Origin of the sequence: Pseudomonas fluorescens NCIMB 11764 (assembly GCF_000293885.2) — a bacterium.
GTDB classification, from domain to species: Bacteria; Pseudomonadota; Gammaproteobacteria; order Pseudomonadales; family Pseudomonadaceae; genus Aquipseudomonas; species Aquipseudomonas fluorescens_B.
This window is the reverse complement of the sequence record NZ_CP010945.1, coordinates 6827969-6850449: the sequence shown is the minus strand read 5'-3', so window position 1 is coordinate 6850449 and position 22481 is coordinate 6827969. Positions and strand designations below refer to the sequence as shown.

Here is a 22481-nt window from a genome sequence, read left to right as displayed (position 1 = left end):
TTTGCCGCAATCGTGTCGACACGTCACCTGAGGACGCGGATCAGCCCAGGCGAGCGGGGGAGAGCATCCCGGCATCCAGGCCGAAGCGCGTGAGTTGCTCGGGCAAGGGCACGCCGCGCACCAGTGCGGCGCTGGCCTGGCCCATGGCGGGCGAGGTCTGGATGCCATAACCGCCTTGCGCGGCCACCCAGAACAAGCCGGGTACCTGCAGATCGAAACCGGACAGCAAGTCGCCGTCGGCCACGAAGCTGCGCAAGCCGGCCCAGGTGCGGGTCGGACGGCGGATGGTCAGGGTGGTGGCTTCTTCGATCTGGTAGATGCCCATGGCGATGTCCAGTTCTTCGGGCTGCACGTCGTGCGGTTCCACCGGGTCGGCGTTGGCCGGTGAGCCGAGGAACATGCCGGCGTCGGGCTTCATGTAGAACGACTCGTCGAGGCTGACCAGCATCGGCCAATGGTGGATGTCCACGCCTTCTGGTCCGGCGAAGATGAAGGCCGCACGGCGCTTCGGTTGCAGACCCAGCGGCCTGGCGCCGGCCAGTTCGCCGATCTTGTCGGCCCAGGCGCCGGCGGCGTTGATGATGACCGGGGCGCTGAAGGTCTGGCCGTTGGTCCGGACCTGCCACACGTCTTCGCCGTCGCGGGTCAGGCTCAGGACTTCCGTGTCGGTATGCACTTCACCTTTATTGCGCCGGATGCCGCGCAGGTAACCCTGGTGCAGGGCATCGGTGTCGATGTCGCTGGCGGTCGGGTCGTAGATCGCACCGTGGACTTTTTCCCGGCGCAGGATCGGCAGGCGTGCACAGGCTTCGTCGGCGCTGAGCAGTTGCATCTCGGGCACCGTGGCCTTGGCGCTGAGGTATTGATTGTTCAATTCGGCCGGGTCGCCGGTGAAGTCCACGGTCATCTCGCCACGCGGGGTCAGCAGCGGGTGTTCGCAGAAGCCGGCGGGTGGGGCGTCGAAAAAATCGCGGCTGGCCTGGGTCAGTGCCCGGACCTGCGGTGTTCCATAAGCGGCGGTGAACAGCGCAGCCGAGCGTCCGGTGGAGTGATAGGCCGGATGGGATTCGCGTTCGAGCACAATCACCCGGGCGTGCTGCGACAGCCAGAAACCGGTGGAAGCGCCGGCAATCCCGCCGCCGATGATGATGAAATCTGCCTGGCTCATGTACGTCTCCTGTCGAGCGCAAATGCCAAAATTGTAGAAATCCCCTGTAGGAGCTGACTCGTTTCACTCGTCAGCTCCTACAGGGGTTTGTGGTGTCAGGAATGTAGGCGGTAAATGGCATTGGCCAGCGCGATGTCTTCCAGGCCCAGGCCGATGGAGCGGAAGAATACGTGGCGGTCGTAGCGGGGGCGCTGGACTTTTTCGCTGATCAAGTCCGGCAGGTCGCCGACAATCGCGTTCGTGTCCCAGCCATGTTGCTCACCGGCAATCAGCATTTCGCCCGCCGAGCCCGGAGTGGTCAGACGATAGTCGCAGAACACCTGCATGTCGTTGAGGCTCTGCGGCGGCACTTCGTGGGCGCGTGGAGCGTTGGTGCTGATGGAGGTGATCAGCGCTGGTTTGCTCAGGCTGGACGGCTCGATCACCGGACCAGCAGACGAGGTGCACAGCATGATGACGTCGGCGTCCTCAACGGCCGCTTCGCGACTGTCGACGAGCTTCAGGCGTGGATCGAGGCTTTTGATCTCGGACAGGGCTTCAGGGCTGAGGTCGCTCAGGTTTGGCGAGAAAAGGTGGATGCTTTGCCAGTCGCGCAAACCTTTGACGTAATGCAGGTGCGCCAGGGCAACCTTGCCACTGCCGATGATCGCCAGGCGTTGGGCGTTCAACGGGGCAAGGGCGTCGACAGCGACGGCGGTGGTTGCGGCGGTACGCGCAGTGGTCAGTTCGCCCGCATCGCAGAGCAACAGCGGCTGGCCGGTCTGCATCGACATCAGCAAGGTCCATGCGGTCACCAGCGGGCCTTGTTCGCGCACGATGTAGGGCGACGTCTTGACCCCGTAGACCCCGTCTTCGGCCAGCACGCCCAGGTAGTTGATGAAGTCGCCGGCACCCTTGGGGAATTCCACCAGTTGCTGCGCCGGTTGCACCGCTTGCCCGGTGGCCAGGTCGCGGAACAGTTTGCGCAGGATCTGCGGCACGTCGACCTGTGCCAACAATTCACGGGCCTGGGGTTGGGTGATCACAAAAGGCGTGCTGGACATGGTCGGCTCCGGGAGCTGGAAGTAAACTAATTTGTCCATTATGGACTTTTAGTTATCACGAGCAATATCCGGGGCGAAAAAAAAGCGCAGTCCGTTTCCGGCTGCGCCTCTTTCAGCAAGGCCCGCGTTACGGGCGCTTGCGCTCAACCGCCCGCAACAGATGCGTCGGTGGCGTTTCACAGCTGATCTTGCGACCCAGCAGCGCTTCGATGGACGGTAGCTGGTAGGAATCATCTTCCCCGGCAAAACTGATGGACACACCGTCGGCGCCGGCACGACCGGTACGGCCGATACGGTGCACGTAGTCGTCCGGGACTTCCGGCAGGGTGAAGTTGATCACGTGGCTGATGCCGTCGATGTGAATGCCGCGACCGGCGACATCGGTGGCCACCAACACGCGGATCTTGCCTTCGCGAAAGCCTTCAAGCGTCTTGATGCGCTTGTGTTGCGGCACGTCGCCGGACAATTGCGCGGCATTGACGCCGTCGCGTACCAGGCGTTCTTCGATGCGCCGCACTTCATCCTTGCGGTTGGCGAAGACCATCACCCGCTCCCAACCGTTGTCGTTGACCAGGTTGTAGAGCAGTTTGTATTTGTCGGCACCGGCCACCGCGTAGATGTGCTGTTCGACGTTTTCGCTGGCCACGTTCTGCGACTCGATCTCGACGATCGACGGGTCGGTGGTCCATTGCTTGGCGAGGTTCATCACGTCTTCGGTGAACGTCGCGGAGAACAACAGCGTCTGGCGCTCGTTCTTTGGCGGCGTCTGGCGAATGATCTGACGCACTTGCGGGATGAAACCCATGTCGAGCATGCGGTCGGCTTCGTCCAGGACCATGACTTCGACCATGTCCAGGTGCACGTCGCCGCGCTGGTTGAAGTCGAGCAGGCGGCCCGGCGTCGCGACGAGGATGTCGCAATGACGCGCTTCGAGGTGCTTGAGCTGCTTGTCGAAGTCCATGCCGCCGACAAACGTCATGACGTTGAGGCCGGTGTACTTGGTCAGGTCGGCGGCGTCCTTGGCGATCTGCACAACCAGTTCACGGGTCGGCGCGATAATCAGCGCCCGAGGCTCGCCCATGTAGCGCTCTTTCGGCGGTGGGGTTTGCAGCAACTGGGTAATGATCGAAATCAGGAATGCAGCGGTTTTACCCGTGCCGGTCTGGGCGCGACCGATGGCGTCTTTGCCCGCGAGAGTGAAGCCCAGCACCTGGGCCTGAATCGGCGTGCAATACGGAAAGCCGAGATCCTGGATGGCGTGCATCAGTTCCGGGGCAAGCTTGAAATCGTGGAAACGGGTTTTGCCTTCCTGGGGTTCTACGACGAAATCTTCAAGTTTCCAGGGGATGACCGGTGCTTTTGGCTTGGGCTCGCGACGCGGCCTGGCAGGTTTCGCGGCTTCGCCGGACGGGGCTTCAGCGGCAATGGCTTCGACAGCGGGGGTGGCTGGTGCAGGCGTCGGCGCGTGTTTCGGTGCCGATACGGGTGCGGTCCGGCCAGGCTGATTACCGTCGGTGCGGTGGCTGGGGGTGTGAGACGGAGCGCTGGAGACTGGCGCGAGCTGCTCAGTCTCGCTTTTACCGAACATTTTCTTGAGTGCTTTGAGCACGGTCATCTCATCAATTGATTAAGGAATATACGGCGGCCAGTGTAATGCAAGAATCGGGCGCGGCGTAGGGGGATGGATCAATGGGCTGTTTTTCAGCTGAGCCGTTAACGCAAGCGCTCGCCGAGCCAGACGCCGATGTCGCGAATCTCCTCGGGTAACACTTCGTGACCCATTGGGTATTCCTGCCATGTCACGGTGACACCACGCTGCTTTAAATACTCGTAGGCGGTCCGTCCCATCGAGTTCTGCACCACATCATCGTACTGACCGTGCAGGGACAGCACCGGAATGCGCTGCTGGCTGGCGCAAAGCTCCAGTTCATCACTGAAAGTCGGTGCATAAGTAGAGAGGGCAAGTACGCCACCCAACGGCCCCTGCCATTTCAGGAATGCGGTATGGAACACCACGGCGCCGCCCTGGGAAAAGCCTGCCAGGAATATCCGCGAGGCGTCTATTCCAGCGGCTCGCTGCACGTCGATCAATTTAATGATCCTGTCCGACGACTCTTCAAGCTGCTCGCGGTTGATCGCGCGTGCAGGACTCATGGCCAATATGTCGTACCAGCTCGGCATCTCGTAGCCACCGTTGATAGTCACGGCGCAGGTCGGTGCCTGAGGGAGAATGAAGCGAGTGGTCAGCAAGGTTTCCTGTAACGCTTCGGCCACCGGCAGGAAGTCGTAACGGTCGGCGCCCAGGCCGTGCAGCCAGATAACGCAGGCGTCTGCGGGCTTGACGGGTTCAAGGATAAGGGGCTCGGTCATGGCTGCTCCAAATGTGTGCGTGCGCTCTCATTGAGTGCGTGATGTGAGTGCGTATCGGGTTGATCAGTTACGAAGATGTCGCAAGGGTGCAAGTTTTGCTATTGACCTGTCGCTGAATCGCTTTAGCGCCCGGTCTGGTACGGGCTTTGCTATAGGAAAGCCTGTACGAAAATCCCACGCCTGTCGGTAACACTATCAGGCCATTGTTCGTGGTGGGATAGCAAAAAATCCGGTGATGGATGTTCGCCAGTGGCCGCTACGGGCTTCGCGAACGTGAAAGGGCTACAGCCCGTTCGGCCGATTGGTGAGAAGTGAGTGATCCATGATTTGGATTTTCTCCTACTAGACTCATAGCGCAGGTCCTACGTCGGTTGACCCTAAAAAAAGCCAACACGGGTCGACTACGCCTCATAAGGGTGCGACTGGACTCAAGCTCCGACACAACAAGAGCAAAACTGGAGGTTTGAATGAAGATGTTGAAATCCACCCTGGCCATCGTGACTGCAGCCGCAGTACTCGGTGTCAGCGGGTTCGCTCAGGCGGGTGCAACCCTGGATGCAGTGCAGAAGAAAGGTTTCGTACAGTGCGGCGTCAGTGATGGCCTGCCTGGTTTTTCGGTTCCGGATTCCACTGGCAAGATCGTTGGTATCGATGCTGACTACTGCCGTGCTGTTGCCGCTGCCGTCTTTGGCGACGCGACCAAGGTCAAGTTCAGTCAGTTGAACGCCAAGGAGCGCTTCACCGCGCTGCAGTCCGGCGAAATCGACATCCTGTCGCGCAACACCACCATGACCAGCTCCCGTGACTCGGGCATGGGTCTGAAATTCCCAGGCTTCATCACTTACTACGACGGCATCGGCTTCCTGGTTAACAACAAACTCGGCGTCAAGAGCGCCAAGGAACTGGACGGCGCGACCATCTGCATCCAGGCCGGTACCACCACCGAGCTGAACGTTTCCGACTACTTCCGTGGCAACGGTCTGAAATACACCCCGATCACTTTCGACACCTCCGATGAAAGCGCCAAGTCGCTGGAATCGGGTCGTTGCGACGTACTGACTTCCGACAAGTCCCAACTGTTTGCCCAGCGCAGCAAGCTGGCTTCGCCGAAGGACTACGTGGTTCTGCCGGAAACCATTTCCAAGGAACCGCTGGGCCCGGTCGTGCGTAACGGCGATGACGAGTGGCTGGCTATCGTGCGCTGGGTTGGCTACGCCATGCTCAACGCTGAAGAAGCAGGCGTGACCTCGAAAAACGTTGAAGCCGAAGCCAAGGGCACCAAGAACCCGGACGTTGCACGTCTGCTGGGTACCGACGGTGAATACGGCAAAGACCTGAAAGTGAAGAAAGACTGGGTCGTCCAGATCGTCAAGCAAGTGGGTAACTATGGCGAAGTGTTCGAGAAGAACCTCGGCAAGAGCACTCCTCTGGAAATTGACCGCGGGCTGAACGCTCTGTGGAACAACGGCGGCATTCAATACGCACCACCAGTGCGCTGATGGTTCTATCACCCGGTGGGCCAACCGCCGGGTGATGTTCTGTTCCATTACATCCGGGGCACTTCATGCAAAATTCAATCGGCGCACCAAAGCAGAGGCTCAGCCTCAGCGATCCCAAAGTGCGTGCGTGGCTATTTCAGATCATCACCATTGTGGCGGTGGTCTCGATGGGCTGGTATCTGTTCGACAACACGCAGACCAACCTTCAACACCGGGGCATTACCTCCGGTTTCAGCTTTCTGGAGCGCAGTGCCGGTTTCGGCATCGCTCAAACCCTGATCGACTACACCGAATCGGACAGCTATGCCCGGGTGTTTGTCATCGGCCTGCTCAACACGCTGCTGGTGACCTTCATCGGCGTGATCCTGGCGACGATCCTCGGGTTCATCGTCGGCGTGTCACGGCTGTCGAAGAACTGGATCATCGCCAAGCTGGCGACTGTTTATGTGGAAGTCTTCCGCAACATTCCCCCGCTGCTGCAAATCCTGTTCTGGTACTTCGCGGTGTTCCTGACCATGCCAGGGCCACGCAACAGTCATAACTTCGGTGACACCTTCTTCGTCAGCAGCCGCGGCCTGAACATGCCGGCCGCATTGACGGCGGACGGTTTCTGGCCGTTTGCGGTCAGCGTCGTCGTGGCCATCGTCGCCATCGTGCTGATGTGCCGCTGGGCCAACAAGCGTTTCGAAGCCACCGGCGTTCCGTTCCACAAGTTCTGGACCGGCCTGGCGTTGTTCCTGGTGATCCCGGCGTTGTGCGCGTTGATCTTCGGTGCCCCACTGCACTGGGAAATGCCCAAGCTGCAAGGTTTCAACTTCGTCGGTGGCTGGGTGCTGATCCCGGAACTGCTGGCGCTGACCCTGGCCCTGACCGTGTACACCGCGGCGTTCATCGCCGAGATCGTGCGTTCGGGCATCAAGTCGGTCAGCCACGGCCAGACCGAAGCGGCACACTCGCTGGGCCTGCGCAACGGTCCGACCCTGCGCAAGGTGATCATCCCGCAAGCCCTGCGCGTGATCATTCCACCGCTGACCAGCCAGTACCTGAACCTGGCGAAGAACTCCTCGCTGGCGGCCGGTATCGGTTATCCGGAAATGGTCTCGTTGTTTGCCGGTACGGTGCTGAACCAGACCGGGCAGGCGATCGAAGTCATTGCCATCACCATGAGCGTGTACCTGGCGATCAGTATCAGCATTTCCCTGCTGATGAACTGGTACAACAAGCGCATTGCGCTGATCGAGCGGTAAGGAAAAGCGCATGAGTACTCATATTTTCAAACCTGACATGCCGCCACCAAGCAAAGTCTTCGGGCCGATGGCGTGGATGCGCGCGAACATGTTCTCCAGCTGGCTCAACACCCTGCTGACCCTGTTCGCGTTCTACCTGATTTACCTGGTGGTTCCACCGATTCTGGAATGGGCGATCATCGACGCCAACTGGGTCGGCACGACCCGCGCCGACTGCACCAAGGAAGGCGCCTGCTGGGTGTTCATCCAGCAGCGATTCGGCCAGTTCATGTACGGCTACTACCCGATGGACCTGCGCTGGCGCGTAGACCTGACCGTGTGGCTGGCGGTGATCGGCGTGGCACCGTTGTTCATCTCGCGCTTCCCGCGTAAAGCGGTGTACGGGCTGAGCTTCCTGGTGCTGTACCCGATCATTGCCTACTTCCTGCTGCATGGCGGATTGTTCGGCCTGACCACCGTGGCGACCAGCCAGTGGGGCGGCCTGATGCTGACGCTGGTGATCGCCACCGTCGGCATTGCCGGCGCCCTGCCGCTGGGTATCGTCCTGGCCCTGGGCCGTCGTTCGAACATGCCGGCGATTCGAGTGGTCTGCGTGACCTTCATCGAATTCTGGCGCGGTGTGCCGTTGATCACGGTGCTGTTCATGTCCTCGGTGATGCTGCCGTTGTTCCTGCCTGAAGGCATGAACTTCGACAAACTGCTGCGGGCGCTGATCGGCGTGATCCTGTTCCAGTCGGCCTACGTCGCCGAAGTGGTGCGGGGCGGTCTGCAAGCGATTCCAAAAGGTCAGTACGAAGCGGCTGCGGCGATGGGCCTCGGTTACTGGCGCAGCATGGGTCTGGTGATTCTGCCGCAAGCCCTGAAGATGGTGATCCCGGGCATCGTCAACACCTTCATTGCGCTGTTCAAGGACACGAGCCTGGTGATCATCATCGGCCTGTTCGACTTGCTCAACAGCGTCAAACAAGCCGCTGCCGACCCGAAATGGCTGGGCATGGCCACTGAAGGCTATGTATTCGCGGCCCTGGTGTTCTGGATTTTCTGTTTTGGTATGTCCCGCTATTCCATGCATTTGGAACGTAAGCTGGACACAGGCCACAAGCGCTAAAAGCCGTACCTAATTTAGGAAGTTTTGTCATGAGTGAAGCGATCAAACAGCCTGCAAGCCCTGAAGGCATTATTCAGATGCAGGGCGTGAACAAGTGGTACGGCCAGTTCCACGTGTTGAAAGACATCAACCTGAACGTCAAGCAGGGCGAGCGTATCGTCCTGTGCGGCCCGTCGGGTTCCGGCAAATCCACCACCATCCGTTGCCTCAACCGTCTGGAAGAACACCAGCAGGGCCGGATCGTGGTCGATGGCGTGGAACTGACCAACGACCTCAAGCAGATCGAAACGGTCCGCCGCGAAGTCGGCATGGTGTTCCAGCACTTCAACCTGTTCCCGCACCTGACCATCCTGCAGAACTGCACGCTGGCGCCGATGTGGGTGCGCAAGATGCCCAAGCGCAAGGCCGAAGAAATCGCCATGCATTACCTGGAGCGCGTACGCATTCCGGAGCAGGCGCATAAATTCCCTGGGCAACTGTCCGGCGGTCAGCAGCAGCGTGTGGCGATTGCCCGTGCCCTGTGCATGAAACCGAAAATCATGCTGTTCGACGAACCGACTTCAGCGCTCGACCCGGAGATGGTGAAGGAAGTTCTCGACACCATGATCGGCCTGGCCGAAGACGGCATGACCATGCTCTGCGTGACCCACGAAATGGGCTTCGCCCGCACCGTGGCCAACCGCGTGATCTTCATGGACAAGGGCGAGATCGTCGAACAGGCTGCGCCGAACGACTTCTTCGACAACCCGCAGAACGATCGCACCAAGCTGTTCCTGAGCCAGATCCTGCATTGATCGAAGCCAGGCAGTGAAATAAACCCGGACTCTGTTCCGGGTTTTTTTTGCCTGAAATTTCACCATTCCTGTGGCGAGGGAGCTTGCTCCCGTTGGGCTGCGCAGCGACCCCCAGGGGTTGGCCAGTAATTGACTATTTTGAGTGCTTCGCACTCGAGCGGGAGCAAGCTCCCTCGCCACAGTTTTTGTGTTTGCCCCGACTTCGCAGTTGTCCTGTCGGGCCAAGCTGACTAACATGTCAGAAAATTCATCCTATGATTGGATGAAAGGGCGAATCCAATGTCAGAAATGTCTCCATTAATTAAGCGATCCCTGGTCGATCAGGCCTTGGACCAATTGCGTCTGCGCATCACCGAAGGTGTCTGGACCGTCGGCCAGCGTCTGCCCACCGAACCCGAGCTGTCTGCAGAGCTGGGCATCAGCCGCAACACCGTGCGCGAGGCCATGCGTGTGTTGGCGTTTTCCGGGTTGATCGAAATCCGCCAGGGTGACGGCAGTTATCTGCGGGCGGTGATCGATCCGCTGGACACCCTGAAAGCGTTGTCACGCTGCTCTCTCGAACAGGCGCGGGAAACACGGCACATCCTTGAAGTCGAGGCCATCGGCCTTGCCGCCCTGCGCAGGACCGACGAAGACCTCATCGAATTACGCAAGGCGCTCAGCGTCAGCGGCGATCATTATCACGGCGATCTCGACAGCTACATCGCTTGCGACCTGGTGTTCCACCGTCGCCTGGTGGACGCCGCGCACAACCCGACCCTCAGCGAGTTGTATCGCTACTTCTCCAGCGTCGTCGGCGCGCAATTGCGCCAGACCTTGAGCATCACGCCGCGCCGTCAGGAAGTGTTCGACCTGCATGTCGACCTGCTCGATGCCGTCGAGCAACGCGACCCGGAACGCGCCAAAGCCCTGTCGAGGCAGTTGATCAATGAACCTTGAAACCGAGAACGCCATGTCCAGCCGCAACAGCCACATCAACGAAGCCAAACGCACGGCGGAGCTCGAAGAGCTGCTGATCGATGCCGAGGCCGATGATGAAGCGGTCCAGCAGAGTCATCCGATCCTGCGGCGTCCGTGGCTGTTGTTACTGGGCCTGATTCTGGTCGCGCTGAACCTGCGCCCGGCGCTGTCGAGCATGGCGCCGATGCTCAGCGAGGTGTCGAAAAGCCTCGGCCTGTCGGCGGCGCAGGCCGGTTTGCTGACGACCTTGCCGGTCCTTTGCCTTGGCTTGTTTGCGCCACTGGCGCCGATCCTGGCGCGGCGTTTCGGCGCTGAACGCGTGGTGTTGGGCATTCTTCTGACACTGGCGGGTGGGATCATCCTGCGCAGTTCATTCGGCGAAATCGGCCTGTTTGCCGGCAGCGTGCTGGCCGGTGCGAGCATCGGTGTGATCGGCGTTCTGTTGCCGGGCATCGTCAAGCGCGACTTCGCCAAACACGCTGGAACCATGACCGGCGTCTACACCATGGCGTTGTGCCTGGGCGCGGCAATGGCAGCCGGCGCAACCGTTCCATTGAGCGAGCACTTCGACAAAAGCTGGGCGCTGGGCCTCGGCTTCTGGGTGATTCCGGCGCTGGTCGCGGCGATGTTCTGGTTGCCGCAAGTCGGGCACAAACACGGCGCGCACAACGTGGCCTACCGGGTGCGTGGTCTGTTGCGTGACCCGTTGGCCTGGCAGGTGACCTTGTACATGGGCCTGCAATCGTCCCTTGCCTACATCGTGTTCGGCTGGTTGCCATCGATCCTGATCGGTCGCGGCCTGACGCCGACCCAGGCCGGCCTGGTGCTGTCGGGTTCGGTGATCATTCAACTGGCCAGTTCACTGGCGGCACCGTGGCTGGCCACGCGCGGCAAGGATCAGCGCCTGGCGATCGTGATCGTCATGGCGCTGACCCTCGGCGGTCTGTTCGGTTGCCTCTACGCGCCGATCGAAGGCCTGTGGGGCTGGGCGATTCTGCTCGGTCTGGGGCAGGGCGGCACGTTCAGCCTGGCGCTGACCCTGATCGTGTTGCGTTCGCGGGACTCGCACGTGGCGGCGAACCTGTCGAGCATGGCCCAGGGCTTCGGTTACACCCTGGCGTCCATGGGGCCGTTCGCGGTCGGCATCGTGCATGACTGGACCGGCGGCTGGAACGCCATAGGCTGGATCTTCGGCGTAATCGGCCTTGGCGCCATCCTTGCCGGCCTCGGTGCCGGGCGTTCGTTGTACGTGCAGGTGGTCAGCGAAAAGGTCTGACTACAGGTAAACAACGTCCAGGGTCGCCGAGCCGTCGAGCTGCACCTCGGTGCTCAGGTCCAGTTCGGAGGTGGGCGCGATGACCGTTTCAACCGTCACCCGGCTGGTCAGATTGCGAATGGCAATCGGGCCGGCGCTGCTCCCGGCAATGTCGGTGAATCCGAGATAGCTTCGCGCGCCAATCGGAATGGCCTGGGTGTTCGACGAACTCCAGGCTTTGCCGCCTGTGGTCGAGTCGGTTCGATAGACCTGCGTCAGGTCGTCCACCACCGTGCTGGCCGGATCGAAGTTCAGCGAATACAAGCCGATTTTATTGTTGCTGTGGTCGAGGTTCAGGCCGTAGTAAATCTCGCTGTTGACGAGGGCCGAGCCGTCGCGGTTGTCGCGCATCAGCAGGGCAAAACGCGCGGGCGCATTGCACTGAATGTTGAGGTCGAGCATCTGGTCGCGCAGTCGTGTGCGCTTGTCGACGCTGAGGTCTTGCCGGGAGATTTTTCCGTAGTCGACGAGGCCGTTGTTGGAGAGCATCGGGGTGCAGGCGAGCGGGGTGATGGTGCCTTTGACGGTCAAGTCAACGGTGGACGCGGCCCAGGTGTGTTGCGTGGCGCTGATGAGCAGGGTTGTCGCAAGTACGCCGAAGTAATGCTGCATTGTGAAAATCCATTTCGTTGATTTTGTTCAGCCTGTGTCAGGCACCCATCGGCGCTGAACCGGTCTTTTTGACCGAAACCGGCATTCGAGCGACTCAGCGCGTTGACTCAGGGGAGGTACTTGATTTCAAGCGTCATGGAGCCGTCGATGGGCACTTCCTCGTTCAGGGTCAGGCTGTCGGCGCGAGCGATGTAGGTATTGATCCACAGAAGCATTGAGAGATCCTTTACTGCAATGGGTGTGGTGGTGCCGATAATGCTTGTTGCCAGAAGCTCATTCGAATTGATGGTGGTGGCGCGGGTCCAGCTTTCTCCGCCATCCGTCGATCGAATGGCGGCCGCATTCAGACCGTCCGCTTGCAGGTTGGCGACCAATGGCCAGAAGTAGCCAAGCTTTTCATCCGCGGGGGTCAGTCCCACGCCAAAAAAAAGGGGGGAAGATATGTTCGTATCGGGTTTATTGTCGATGGACTTCACGGCGAACAGGACCGGTGCATCGCAGTTCACGTTGAACGCCATGTAGTGGTTGCCTACTTCCGTGTTTGCGATTGGATTGAGGTTCTTTGCAGGGACTTTGCCGATGTCGATGTTGCCACCGTCGGCCAGTGTCGGGGTGCACGCGTTCGGGGTGATGAGGCCTGTGACTGTCAGGTCTGTCGACGAGGCGGCGAAGGTGAGTGGCGACGTCAGGGCGATGAACGCCATCGTCAGCGCGTGTGGAATCTTTTTCATGGGACAGGTTTCGCTGTGTGGGGGGAGCGGAATCAGTCCTTGCCCGAAGCGTGACCTCGGGCAAGGAGCACGGCTTACAGGTACTTCATTTCAAATGTGGCTGAACCGTCGAAAGCAACATCGTCGGTTAAGGTGAGGCTGTCGGCGCGGGCAATGACGGTTTGAACCATCAATTCCACAGTGAGATCCTTTACGGCGATCGGAATGAGAGTGCCGACAACGCTTGTCGATGTGAGGCTATTCTTAATAATCTGATAGATGCGCGTCCAACTCGCACCGTTATCAATTGATCTGATCGAGTGTGCAGGCTGTCCGTCCGCAAGAGCGCTTTGGATCAATGGCGTGAAGTAACCTATTTTTTCATTATTGCTGGTCAGGCCCAATCCGAAATACAAGTCGGACGCTGATGTCCCGGCTTTGTTATCTATAGCGTTTATTGCAAATGGAGTTGGCGCATCACACGCAACCGTCAATTGCATCGGCTGACTGCCGACTGTTGTGTACCGTGTTGGACTAAGATCTTTTACCTGCACCTTGCCGACATCGACCATTCCCCCGTTGGAAAGCGAAGGTGTACAAGCGTTCGGCGTGATCAGGCCTGTGACAGTCAAATCAGTGCTCGAAGCCGCCAGCGCATAAGGCGCAACGCCAATCAGCGCCGTGGCGGAGAGTGCTGCAAAGTACTTTTTAATCATTGTTTACTCACTTCTCAGGTTGTGCCCTGACTGCCCCGAGACGCTCAGGTGCGTCCCGGATCCAGCAGGATCGGGTTGGGTGTTACAGGTAAATAATCTCGATCGTTCCCGCGCCATCGAGATCGATGGCGCTGCTCAGGTCGAGGCTGTTGGTGGGGGCGATGACGGCGTCGACGGTCACCGTGGTGCTGAGGTTCTGGATCAGCACCGGGCCGGCGCCGCTGCCGGTGTTGTCGGTGAACGCCATGTAGCGGCTTTTGCCGATGGCGGCCGGGCTGGCGCTGCCGGTGCTCCAGGCCATGCCGGCGGTGCTGGAGTCGGTTCGATAGAGGCGGGCGAAGCCGTCGGCATTGGCGTTGGCCGGGTCCACGCGCAGTGAAAAACGGCCAATCCTGTTGCCGCGGCTGTCCTTGCCCAGGCCGTAGTCGGTCTCGCTGTCGAGCGTTGCCGACCCCGAGCGGTTGTCATGCATGATCAAGGCGAAGGACGCCGGCGCGTCGCAGCCGACCATCAACGTCAACGACTTGGGCGGCAGGCGTGTGTCTTTGTCGGCGTGCAGGTCTTTGTTCGACAGGGTGCCGAAGTCGACCAAGCCGCCGTTGGACAGCACCGGCTCGCAGGCCGCCGGAGCGAAGCGGGCGCGCAAGGTCACCTCGCGGGTGCGTCCGGCGGCGACGGCATCGAACACCCCGAAGGCCTCCCAGGTCACCGCGTCACGCACTTGCATGCCTTGCTCTTGAACCCAGGCCGTCAGCTCAAGCTGCGCCGAGAAACTGCGCCCCTGCACCGGCACGCCGGTCTGCACCGGGGCAACCCCGTGCTTCGGTCGCCAGATTAGGCTCGACGCCGTTTCTGTCGGCAGCTGACCGACCCCGGCAATCAACCCGATATCGACCGATTGACCGTCGAGCACGGCGTCGTGAATACGCATCTGATAGCTGCCGCGTTCGGCAAAGTGAAAGCGTTCGGCGGTCGCGGCCATCGCCCGGTAGAACAGGCTCATGTCGATGGGCTGCGCGCAGTTCAAGGTCAGGCTGAGCCGGCGTTCACCGAGGTTGCGCTCCAGTGCGGCATCGGGCCGTATCGCCCGGTTCATCAGTCCGTAATCAAGCACCGGCTGGCTCAGGTTGAACTGGCAGTCGTCGGTGGACGCCGAGGTCAGTGGCGTGAATCCGCTCAGTGCCAGGGGCGCGAGGGTCAGCAGCAGATAGCGCGACAGGTTCATGAAATCATCCTCAGAGGGCTCGGCACTTGGCGGGGGCGGTTTCGTAGTACGCATTGGCGTCGGCGTCGGTGGGCAGTTCAAAGCGCAGTTCGCAACGCTCCAGCCCCGGCGCGCTGATCCACAGTGCGCGGCGGTCGAGAGCGTTGGGCAAAAACACCAGGCCGCCGTCCTGCACCAGGGTCACGAACTCGCCATCCTCGGTGTTCACCGCGGCACCGCGCGGCAGGGGGGCGCCGTTGGCGGTGGTGGCCTTGAGCAAGGCACGACGGGTCAGCGTGATGCCGAATTCAACGTTGTCGACGGCGCCGCGACCGGCCGAAATCACCGCCAGCCCGTTATGAATGTCGGCGTTGCGCGGCAGGGTTTTGGTGTCGACTTCCACCGGGCTGTTGCCGTAAGCCGTCACTTGCGGGATCACCGCCTGACCTTGCCAGTCGGTCCACACCGGACCGCTGGGCGTCGACACTTTGATCGAACCCATGTCGCCCACCGACAGCAGCGCAAAGGTGTCGCTCACCGGGTACGGCGATAGCGTCACGCCACCGCCGTGCAATACCGCGCCGCCGCGAGCGCTGGCCTGATAGCTGGAGCGTTCCGCATCGGCGCGGGTGTAATTGAGGTCGAGCTGGGTGTAGCGCGGCAGCAGCGAAACGCCGGCCGTGGATTGCACCTGTTTGTTGCGCGTGTCGTGTTCGACGCCAACCCGGTAACCCAGTTGATCGTTGACCCGCTCACTCAAGCCGACGCCGCTGCGGTATTCGCCGGCGGAACTGCGCACCCAGGTGCGCGCCCGGCGGTTCTCGCCCAGGGGAATGCTGAGGTTCAAGTAGACGCTGTCATCGTTGCGGTTCGAACCGCTGACCTGCCATTCGGCGGTTGCAGAGACGGATACCCCAGCGATGCTGGTGCCCCAGGAGGCGAGGGCGCGGCTGTTGCTTTGGCCGTCGAACGAACTGGACCGGCTGAAGCCGCTGCTGAAGGCGCCGAGCCATGGATGCGACCACGAAAGGGCTGCGCTTTGCTGATCGCGGTAACGGGATTTGCTGTTGTCGGAGGTGTTGGCGAACACCGCCTCTTCCAGCTCTCGGTAGCCCAGGGTCCGGTAAGAACTGCCGGCATTGAGCGCCCACTGATCGTTCAAGCGATGCGACACGCTCAGGTCCGCCTGAAGTCCCTGACTGGTTTGTTTGCCAGCGGCGTCCGCGCCGGTCAGCGTGGCTTGCACCTGGGTGACGGGCGAGGGCAGCAGGCCGACGCTGGCGCCCGCCGCGCGATAGTCGGCGGCGCCGGTCAGGCCCGCGCTGAGCAACACTTGCGGGGTGAGCGCACCGCTCCAGCCGCCGCTGATGACCCAGGGGTCACCCTCCTGCGCGTCACCGACACTGCGCACCTGACCGACGCCCAGCGAATAACCGGGCGCGGGCAGGCCGATCCCCAACATTGCGGCCGGCACGGTAAAACTGCGCTCGCTGCCATCGTCCTCTTTGATCGTGACTTCCACGTCGGAGCGCGTGTTGAGCCGCCGCACGTTGGTAAGCGCGAACGGGCCGGCCGGCACCACTGTGGAATGGATCAGCGAACCGTTCTGGCGGACCTCGACCTGGGCCTGACTGTTGGCGATCCCTTCAATGACCGCGCTTTGCCCTTCGACTTGCAGTGCTTGTTCATTCAGCACTTGCACACCGGTGATCTGCGCACCGGCGAGCACCGGGTTGTAGAGGTTGATCTGACCCGCCTGCAGCACCGCTTCCTGGCTGGCGAAAGTACGCTGGGCGTACGCCGCAATATGAGTCGTTGTGGACAGGTCGTCCTGCCAGGTCTGTACCTGACGGCTGCGCACGATCCAGTCACCGGCATTGAAGCCGAGTTCGGTGTTGGCCGAGGCATAGCGGTTGGTGCTGTCGCCAGAACGGCTGTGCAAACCGGTGACGTCGTAATTGATCAAGCCGGCGACACCACCGGTTTGATAGCCGGAAAAATCCCGGGCAGTGGGGCGTATCGCGTCGGTGGGCACGATCAACGACAGGGCAAGGTTGGCAGGGTCCGGTTCGATGACGGTCTGCGGCGCGCTACCCAGGAAATCGTGGCACTGGCTATCGTCCAGCGTAAGCGCAGGCAGCGTAAGGTTCGCCGCATCGAGCAGCGTGCGATCGAAACACAACGCACCTTCGCGATCGAACGTGACGTCGACCCGGCCATGGCGCTGGCCATTGACGGTGAGCGTGACCGGGTGGCGGCCGGCCGTGAACTGCGGCGCCTGCATCAGTAACGTCGCCAGCGCCGGATCGATGCCGCGCTGCAGCAACGTGTCTTTGTCGAACGACGCCGGCAGCGACACCTCACCGTAGGCTTCGAGCATCATCAGCGCATTGCTCAGCAGCAACGCCAATAGGGTCCGCCGCCATGGATGAGAGCGAGCGCGGCCCCGAATAACGGGCACGGCTTCGCCGTCACGGTAAATGGATACTGTGGTCATCGGGTTCACTTGGGTTATTGCGGCGTACCGGGATTACAGGTACGCCAGGGGCAACGGCCATTGAGCCGTCGCCTTGAAAACATTGGCGCTTACGGTTTCTTCATGGCGCTGTCAGGACTGGATCGGCGCCTCGTAATGCGGCACCGCGAAGCCATAAACCGTCGCCGGTTGAAAACGCACTTGTGTGGCGGCGCCTTCGGGCACCTTGATGCTGATGTGCTCACCGGGAAGCACGTAGGTTTTCGGCAACATCGCATTGCTCGCCGCCGGCAACAATTGCACTTCCTGGCCCAGACGGACCACATACGGCGTGTCATTGCGCACGGTCAGTTGACCGTCCTTCAGCGACCATTGCAGGTCGGTCCATGGCGTGCGATTGGGCGCCAGGCCTTTGGGGTGCAGGATCACCGGCAAATTCTGCCGCACCGTCACGCCGACCCGCGCCTGACCCGCCTCGGCGGGTGCTTTGCCCTGGGGTATGCCTTCGAAGATCACCCGTTTCAAACGCTGGGTCAGCAAAGGTTTTTCCGATTGCAGAATGAACCGCACCAATTGAGTTTTGCCCGCTTCGACGCGCGCCAGCGGTGGCGTCACGAACACCAGCGATTCGCTGTCTTCGGCAATGTCTTCGAGGGTGACGTGCATCAACGCCAGGTTGGCATCGGTGTTGGTCACGGACACGGACGCTTCGCCGTCAGCCTCGTTGACGATAACCACCGAGGTGTTCGGCACCATGCCGTCGGCCTGAGCGTGTGCGGTCAGCAGCAGCGCAAATGCGCCGAGGCCGGAATGGAACAGATGACGGGTGACTTTGGAAAACATCGTCATGACGTGTCTCGTTGAATGTTCGAAAAAATGGAGCCGGAAACACCGGCCGATCAGTAATTCAGTTGCACAGTGACGTGCCCGTCGATGGGGATTTCGTCGGTCAGCGTCAGGTCGTTCGCGCGAACGATGGTGGTGAACGCCGTAAGCCGTGCGCGTAAATCCTTGATGGCAATCGGGGTGCTCAGGTCGCTAAGCGCCGCGAACCCGGTCCGGCCGGCATGCCCCAGGTAGGAGGACACTCGCCAGGTGGCACCGTTGTTGAGGGAAATGATGGGTTTTACCGCGACCCCATCGGCCACCGTATCGAACAGGCCCAGTGCAACGCTACCCAGGTTCTGGTCGTCGTTGATGGCCCCCAGCCCGTGACTATTGGGGTGGATGGCGGAAGTGCCTTCGCGGTTGTCGATCGTCGTCAGGGTAAACGGCGTGGCGCCATCGCAATTCACCTCCAGGTACAGCGTGCCGTTGTCCAGGGCTGTGGGCTGGTCCGGTCTCAGGTCTTTCACCGTGACTTTGCCGTGGTTGACGATGCCTCCGCCGGACAGGCTGGGTGTGCAGGCGCTCGGGGTGATCAGGCCGGTGACACTCAGGTCGGTGCTGCTGGCGGCGAAGGCCACGGGGGCGCAGGCGATCAACAGCGGCACCAATAGAGCGAGGGAGCATCTTTCCATGATGGGTCGTCCTTTGAGTGAGCGGGCAACGCTGTGTGCCGGGCGTTACCCGTTGGTGGCGGAGGGTTACAGGTACTTGATCTGGAGGGTTGCGGAGCCGTCGAGTGTGACTTCGTCGGTCAGGGTCAGGCTGTTGGCGGGGGCGATGCCGGTACGCACATGGAGATCAAGGTTCAACTCCTTCATCGCGATGGGAGCAATGACGGCACCCGGAGCACCGACACTCCAGATGTTGTTGGCCCCCCAGAATGCCGCAGACCCTTCCTTAAGCCAGGTCTCGCCACCATCAGTGGAGAGAATGGCTTGAGCGTGGGTGCCGTCCGCCATCACATTGCGCGGAACAACGCGAAAGTGGCCCAGCTTTTCGTGGGTATTGATCAGCCCCAGGCCAAAGTAATTGCCCGCAGTGCTTGTGCCTGCACGGTTATCAATCGGGTTTATGGCAAACGGCGTAGCCGCATCGCAGTTCACTGTCATTTGCATGATTATTTCAGGCAAGTAAGTGTGTTTGTCGGGATTGAGGTCTTGTACGGAAAACTTGCCGTGATCGGCGATGCCGCCCCCGGCCAGTACTGGCGTGCATGCATTCGGAGTGATCAGACCTTTCACGGTCAGGTCCGTGCTGGAGGCAGCAAAGGCGGATGAGGAAACGGTCAGCAGCAAGGCAGCGGTCAGAAGGGATAAACGCGTGTTCATGTATGGCTCTTCCTTGATGAGCGATGATTGGGAGTTGCCCGATACGGACAGGGCGCAATCTATCGGTCGAGGTCGCCAGGCGGAATGCAACTAATACGAAAACGGAGGGGCCGGTGTATGAAAGAGTGCTGCAGGTTAAAAATCGCCCTGCTGCGTAGCGTTGTCTGTAGTCCTTCTGTGTCGCCGATGTAGCTTGCAAATGTAGGGCGGTTCTTTTTGTTTCATAGGAGAAAGAACAGGCCCCCGGTTACATTGGGTGAGGTGGCTTTTCGCTCGGAAAAGGGCGTTGTGGTAGGACCCGGACGGCGCTATTTTTCGCGCATTCCAGTCACCAAACAGGATAAATCCGACAATGCGCGTAATCATTGCTGACGACCATCCGGTCGTTCGTATCGGCTTGCGGATGCTCGTCGATCTGAACCGGACATGTGTGGTGGTCGGGGAGGCGGAGGGGCCCGACAGTTTGTCGAGTCTGCTGTGCACGACGCCTTGTGATCTGTTGATCACCGACTTTTGCATGCCGGGCAACCTGCAGGCCGACGGGCTGCAGATGCTGAGCCGCTTGCGACGTGGCTACCCGACAACGCCGATCATTCTGGTCACGATGTTTGCCAACGTCACCACGCTGAGAGCGGCGTTCGCACAAGGCGTGGTGGCGATCATCGACAAAGGCGCGTCGGCAAAGGATTTGCCTCTGGCGATCAAATCGGTGGGTGAAGGGCGCCGTTATATCAGCGAGTCATTGCGCACGGCGCTGCTTCAGGCGGACGCTCTGGCTCAGTCGAGTTCCGCCGTGCTTTCCGCAAAAGAGCACGAAGTGGTCAGAATGCTCGCCAGCGGCATGACCGTCAGTGAAATCGCCGGCTACTTCAAACGCAGCGTTTCCACCATCAGCAAACAGAAAAGCATGGCCATGCAGCGTCTGGGTATTTCTACGGATGTGGACCTGTTTGCCTATGCCCGTGAGAGTGGCATGGTGCATTAGGCTTGGGCACACCAGAGGGTATTTGCGCCACGAATGCCGGTAGTGTTCCGGTCATTAGTTGACTATCGTGCAGGCCATTCTACGAAACTCGTTTTTCAAACCAGGGAGCCTGTCCATGAGTGATGCCCACAACGCCTTGATCACCCGGTTCTATGAGGCCTTCCAGCGCCTCGATGCCGAAGCCATGAGCGCCTGCTACACCGATGACGTGGTGTTCAGTGACCCGGCGTTCGGCCAATTGCGCGGGCGCGACGCGGGCGACATGTGGCGCATGCTCACCACCCGGGCCAAGGATTTTTCCCTGACCTTCGACAACGTGCGCAGCGATGAACGCACCGGCGGTGCACATTGGGTGGCGACGTACCTGTTCAGCCAGACCGGCAACACCGTGGTCAACGACATTCAGGCACGCTTTGTGTTTCGCGACGGCAAGATCTGCGAGCATCACGACAGTTTCGATCTGTGGACCTGGTCGCGTCAGGCGCTGGGGTTCAAGGGCCTGCTGCTGGGCTGGACGCCTTTGGTGAGAAACGCCGTTCGCGCTCAGGCGTTGAAGGGGCTGAAGGCATTTCAGGCCAGTCGCTGATAAGATCGCGGCTTGTTTCCTTTCAAGCCTTGATCGTCACGTGAACAACCCGAGCGAATCTTCCGTTCTTGCCGCCGAACCGCTGCCCGTCAGCAAACCCTGGTTTGTCTACCTCGTTCGTGCGGAGAATGGTTCGCTCTATTGCGGGATCAGCGACGATCCCGTCCGCCGCTTTGCCACTCACCAGAGCGGCAAAGGCGCGCGATTTTTCCTTTCCAGTCCGGCCGTGGCGTTGGTCTATACCGAAGTCTGTCGCGATAAAAGCGAAGCGCTGCGCCAGGAGCGGCTGATCAAAAAACTCAAGAAAAGCGCCAAGGAATGCCTGGTGGCGACGTTTGCTGCCGGCTTATCAATCTGAGTGATAAGTTCCCATCAGGCGGATGGGTGGGATGCTCGCTGAATGCGCGTTAAGCTGCGGCTTCATTTTCCGTGCGGCGGAGCCGAGCATGTCAGAGTTGATTCTTCATCATTACCCGACGTCCCTTTTCGCCGAAAAGGCCCGCTTGCTGCTGGGCTTCAAGGGGTTGTCCTGGCGCTCGGTGAACATTTCGCCGGTGATGCCGAAGCCTGATCTGACGGCCCTGACTGGCGGCTATCGCAAGACCCCGGTGTTGCAGATTGGCGCTGATATTTATTGCGACACCGCGCTGATCGCCCGTCGTCTAGAGCAGGAAAAAGCCCTGCCGGCGTTCTTCCCGGAAGGTCAGGAAATGATCGCGGCGACCTTCGCCGCCTGGGCCGATTCGGTGGTGTTCCAGCATGCGGTCAGCCTGGTGTTTCAACCGGAATCGATTGCCGTGCGCTTCGGCAATATGCCACCGGAAGCGATCAAGGCGTTCATCGCCGATCGCGCCGGTCTGTTTAGCGGTGGCAGCGCTACCCGGTTGTCCGCTGAGCAAGCCCGGCATCAATGGCCGACGATCATGGGGCGCCTGGAGCAACAGCTTCAGCGCGAGCAGGGTGATTTCCTGTTAGGCGAGCCATCGATTGCCGATTTTGCCCTGGCTCATTGTCTGTGGTTCCTCAAGGCTACGCCGGTGACTGCGCCGTTGGTCGATGCTTATCCGGCGGTTTCCGCGTGGTTGGGACGGGTGATGGGCTTCGGTCATGGCGCGTCCAGCGAAATGACGTCCGAAGAGGCGCTGGACGTGGCGCGCAATGCGACACCGGCCGCGTTGCCGGATGAGCAGTTTGATGAACCGAATGGTTTTGAGGCGGGTCAGCAGGTGGTCATCGCCGCGACCGATTATGGCGTTGATCCGGTGGCCGGGGAGTTGTTGTTTGCGGGCAGGGAAGAATTGATTCTGCGTCGTGAAGACGAACGTGGCGGCGTGGTGCATGTGCACTTTCCGCGGTTTGGGTTCAGCATCGAAAAAAGCTGATAAACCACACACACCTGTGGCGAGGGCGCTTGCTCCCGCTTGAGTGCGCAGCAGGCCCAACTATTTTGTGAGCGCTGCGCACTCCAGCGG

22 protein-coding genes are annotated in these 22481 nt (G+C 60.5%); 10 read left to right on the top strand and 12 right to left on the bottom strand.

What is annotated here, in order from left to right:
* Positions 1-40: 40 nt before the first annotated feature.
* The 4 genes from B723_RS31060 to B723_RS31045 all read right to left on the bottom strand — a co-directional run bounded on the left by B723_RS31060 (position 41) and on the right by B723_RS31045 (position 4581).
* Positions 41-1168, bottom strand: coding sequence for an NAD(P)/FAD-dependent oxidoreductase (locus tag B723_RS31060; protein ID WP_017340663.1), 1128 nt, complete (start codon positions 1166-1168; stop codon positions 41-43).
* A gap of 95 nt (positions 1169-1263) precedes the next feature.
* Positions 1264-2211: an ornithine cyclodeaminase family protein gene (locus B723_RS31055; RefSeq protein WP_017340662.1), complete on the bottom strand. Its 948-nt coding sequence runs from the start codon at positions 2209-2211 to the stop codon at positions 1264-1266.
* Positions 2212-2338: 127 nt separating this feature from the next.
* Positions 2339-3826, bottom strand: a complete 1488-nt coding sequence (gene rhlB, locus B723_RS31050) for an ATP-dependent RNA helicase RhlB (protein WP_017340661.1) — start codon at positions 3824-3826, stop codon at positions 2339-2341.
* A 98-nt stretch (positions 3827-3924) separates the two neighbouring features.
* Positions 3925-4581 (bottom strand): alpha/beta hydrolase, encoded by a 657-nt coding sequence (locus B723_RS31045; protein WP_017340660.1) that lies wholly within the window; start codon positions 4579-4581, stop codon positions 3925-3927.
* Between the two features lie 467 nt (positions 4582-5048).
* Here B723_RS31045 and B723_RS31040 point away from each other — a divergent pair, with 467 nt between their 5' ends.
* The 6 genes from B723_RS31040 to B723_RS31015 all read left to right on the top strand — a co-directional run bounded on the left by B723_RS31040 (position 5049) and on the right by B723_RS31015 (position 11465).
* On the top strand, positions 5049-6080 hold the full coding sequence (locus B723_RS31040; protein WP_017340659.1) for an amino acid ABC transporter substrate-binding protein: 1032 nt from the start codon (positions 5049-5051) through the stop codon (positions 6078-6080).
* A gap of 65 nt (positions 6081-6145) precedes the next feature.
* Positions 6146-7327: an amino acid ABC transporter permease gene (locus tag B723_RS31035; protein WP_017340658.1), complete on the top strand. Its 1182-nt coding sequence runs from the start codon at positions 6146-6148 to the stop codon at positions 7325-7327.
* A 10-nt stretch (positions 7328-7337) separates the two neighbouring features.
* A complete protein-coding gene (locus B723_RS31030; protein WP_017340657.1) occupies positions 7338-8435 on the top strand; it encodes an amino acid ABC transporter permease in 1098 nt (365 codons plus the stop codon).
* A gap of 29 nt (positions 8436-8464) precedes the next feature.
* Positions 8465-9229, top strand: coding sequence for an amino acid ABC transporter ATP-binding protein (locus B723_RS31025; RefSeq protein WP_017340656.1), 765 nt, complete (start codon positions 8465-8467; stop codon positions 9227-9229).
* A gap of 279 nt (positions 9230-9508) precedes the next feature.
* Entirely contained in the window at positions 9509-10168 is a 660-nt protein-coding gene (locus B723_RS31020) for a FadR/GntR family transcriptional regulator (protein ID WP_017340655.1), read from the top strand.
* Positions 10158-11465: a CynX/NimT family MFS transporter gene (locus tag B723_RS31015; protein WP_017340654.1), complete on the top strand. Its 1308-nt coding sequence runs from the start codon at positions 10158-10160 to the stop codon at positions 11463-11465. The genes B723_RS31020 and B723_RS31015 overlap by 11 nt, the downstream gene beginning before the upstream one ends.
* Here the strand turns inward: B723_RS31015 and B723_RS31010 are convergent, their stop codons facing one another.
* The 8 genes from B723_RS31010 to B723_RS30975 form a co-directional block, all read right to left on the bottom strand.
* On the bottom strand, positions 11466-12116 hold the full coding sequence (locus B723_RS31010; RefSeq protein WP_017340653.1) for a DUF1120 domain-containing protein: 651 nt from the start codon (positions 12114-12116) through the stop codon (positions 11466-11468).
* Between the two features lie 107 nt (positions 12117-12223).
* Complete coding sequence (locus tag B723_RS31005) at positions 12224-12847, bottom strand: DUF1120 domain-containing protein (RefSeq protein WP_017340652.1); 624 nt, start codon at positions 12845-12847, stop codon at positions 12224-12226.
* A gap of 74 nt (positions 12848-12921) precedes the next feature.
* Complete coding sequence (locus tag B723_RS31000; RefSeq protein WP_017340651.1) at positions 12922-13542, bottom strand: DUF1120 domain-containing protein; 621 nt, start codon at positions 13540-13542, stop codon at positions 12922-12924.
* 82 nt (positions 13543-13624) lie between these two features.
* Positions 13625-14767 carry a DUF1120 domain-containing protein gene (locus B723_RS30995; protein ID WP_017340650.1) on the bottom strand — a complete coding sequence of 381 codons (1143 nt, stop codon included), beginning with the start codon at positions 14765-14767 and terminating at the stop codon, positions 13625-13627.
* A 10-nt stretch (positions 14768-14777) separates the two neighbouring features.
* Positions 14778-17243, bottom strand: coding sequence for a fimbria/pilus outer membrane usher protein (locus B723_RS30990; RefSeq protein WP_031319110.1), 2466 nt, complete (start codon positions 17241-17243; stop codon positions 14778-14780).
* A gap of 111 nt (positions 17244-17354) precedes the next feature.
* On the bottom strand, positions 17355-18071 hold the full coding sequence (locus tag B723_RS30985) for a fimbria/pilus chaperone family protein (RefSeq protein ID WP_017340648.1): 717 nt from the start codon (positions 18069-18071) through the stop codon (positions 17355-17357).
* 50 nt (positions 18072-18121) lie between these two features.
* On the bottom strand, positions 18122-18742 hold the full coding sequence (locus B723_RS30980; RefSeq protein ID WP_031319109.1) for a DUF1120 domain-containing protein: 621 nt from the start codon (positions 18740-18742) through the stop codon (positions 18122-18124).
* Between the two features lie 66 nt (positions 18743-18808).
* Complete coding sequence (locus tag B723_RS30975) at positions 18809-19438, bottom strand: DUF1120 domain-containing protein (protein WP_017340646.1); 630 nt, start codon at positions 19436-19438, stop codon at positions 18809-18811.
* Positions 19439-19790: 352 nt separating this feature from the next.
* On the opposite strand from B723_RS30975, the gene B723_RS30970 reads away from it, so the two are divergent.
* The 4 genes from B723_RS30970 (at position 19791) to B723_RS30955 (ending at position 22391) form a co-directional block, all read left to right on the top strand.
* Positions 19791-20423, top strand: coding sequence for a response regulator transcription factor (locus B723_RS30970; RefSeq protein WP_017340645.1), 633 nt, complete (start codon positions 19791-19793; stop codon positions 20421-20423).
* A 115-nt stretch (positions 20424-20538) separates the two neighbouring features.
* On the top strand, positions 20539-21009 hold the full coding sequence (locus B723_RS30965; protein WP_017340644.1) for a nuclear transport factor 2 family protein: 471 nt from the start codon (positions 20539-20541) through the stop codon (positions 21007-21009).
* 40 nt (positions 21010-21049) lie between these two features.
* Positions 21050-21367, top strand: coding sequence for a GIY-YIG nuclease family protein (locus tag B723_RS30960; protein WP_017340643.1), 318 nt, complete (start codon positions 21050-21052; stop codon positions 21365-21367).
* An 88-nt stretch (positions 21368-21455) separates the two neighbouring features.
* Positions 21456-22391 (top strand): glutathione S-transferase family protein, encoded by a 936-nt coding sequence (locus B723_RS30955; RefSeq protein WP_031319108.1) that lies wholly within the window; start codon positions 21456-21458, stop codon positions 22389-22391.
* Positions 22392-22481 lie beyond the last annotated feature (90 nt).

Coding starts and splice junctions, on each gene's coding strand:
- B723_RS31060 (WP_017340663.1), bottom strand. CDS start 1,168: ATGAGCCAGGCAGATTTCATCATCATCGGCGGCGGGATTGCCGGCGCT.
- B723_RS31055 (WP_017340662.1), bottom strand. CDS start 2,211: ATGTCCAGCACGCCTTTTGTGATCACCCAACCCCAGGCCCGTGAATTG.
- rhlB (WP_017340661.1), bottom strand. CDS start 3,826: ATGACCGTGCTCAAAGCACTCAAGAAAATGTTCGGTAAAAGCGAGACT.
- B723_RS31045 (WP_017340660.1), bottom strand. CDS start 4,581: ATGACCGAGCCCCTTATCCTTGAACCCGTCAAGCCCGCAGACGCCTGC.
- B723_RS31040 (WP_017340659.1), top strand. CDS start 5,049: ATGAAGATGTTGAAATCCACCCTGGCCATCGTGACTGCAGCCGCAGTA.
- B723_RS31035 (WP_017340658.1), top strand. CDS start 6,146: ATGCAAAATTCAATCGGCGCACCAAAGCAGAGGCTCAGCCTCAGCGAT.
- B723_RS31030 (WP_017340657.1), top strand. CDS start 7,338: ATGAGTACTCATATTTTCAAACCTGACATGCCGCCACCAAGCAAAGTC.
- B723_RS31025 (WP_017340656.1), top strand. CDS start 8,465: ATGAGTGAAGCGATCAAACAGCCTGCAAGCCCTGAAGGCATTATTCAG.
- B723_RS31020 (WP_017340655.1), top strand. CDS start 9,509: ATGTCAGAAATGTCTCCATTAATTAAGCGATCCCTGGTCGATCAGGCC.
- B723_RS31015 (WP_017340654.1), top strand. CDS start 10,158: ATGAACCTTGAAACCGAGAACGCCATGTCCAGCCGCAACAGCCACATC.
- B723_RS31010 (WP_017340653.1), bottom strand. CDS start 12,116: ATGCAGCATTACTTCGGCGTACTTGCGACAACCCTGCTCATCAGCGCC.
- B723_RS31005 (WP_017340652.1), bottom strand. CDS start 12,847: ATGAAAAAGATTCCACACGCGCTGACGATGGCGTTCATCGCCCTGACG.
- B723_RS31000 (WP_017340651.1), bottom strand. CDS start 13,542: ATGATTAAAAAGTACTTTGCAGCACTCTCCGCCACGGCGCTGATTGGC.
- B723_RS30995 (WP_017340650.1), bottom strand. CDS start 14,767: ATGAACCTGTCGCGCTATCTGCTGCTGACCCTCGCGCCCCTGGCACTG.
- B723_RS30990 (WP_031319110.1), bottom strand. CDS start 17,243: ATGACCACAGTATCCATTTACCGTGACGGCGAAGCCGTGCCCGTTATT.
- B723_RS30985 (WP_017340648.1), bottom strand. CDS start 18,071: ATGACGATGTTTTCCAAAGTCACCCGTCATCTGTTCCATTCCGGCCTC.
- B723_RS30980 (WP_031319109.1), bottom strand. CDS start 18,742: ATGGAAAGATGCTCCCTCGCTCTATTGGTGCCGCTGTTGATCGCCTGC.
- B723_RS30975 (WP_017340646.1), bottom strand. CDS start 19,438: ATGAACACGCGTTTATCCCTTCTGACCGCTGCCTTGCTGCTGACCGTT.
- B723_RS30970 (WP_017340645.1), top strand. CDS start 19,791: ATGCGCGTAATCATTGCTGACGACCATCCGGTCGTTCGTATCGGCTTG.
- B723_RS30965 (WP_017340644.1), top strand. CDS start 20,539: ATGAGTGATGCCCACAACGCCTTGATCACCCGGTTCTATGAGGCCTTC.
- B723_RS30955 (WP_031319108.1), top strand. CDS start 21,456: ATGTCAGAGTTGATTCTTCATCATTACCCGACGTCCCTTTTCGCCGAA.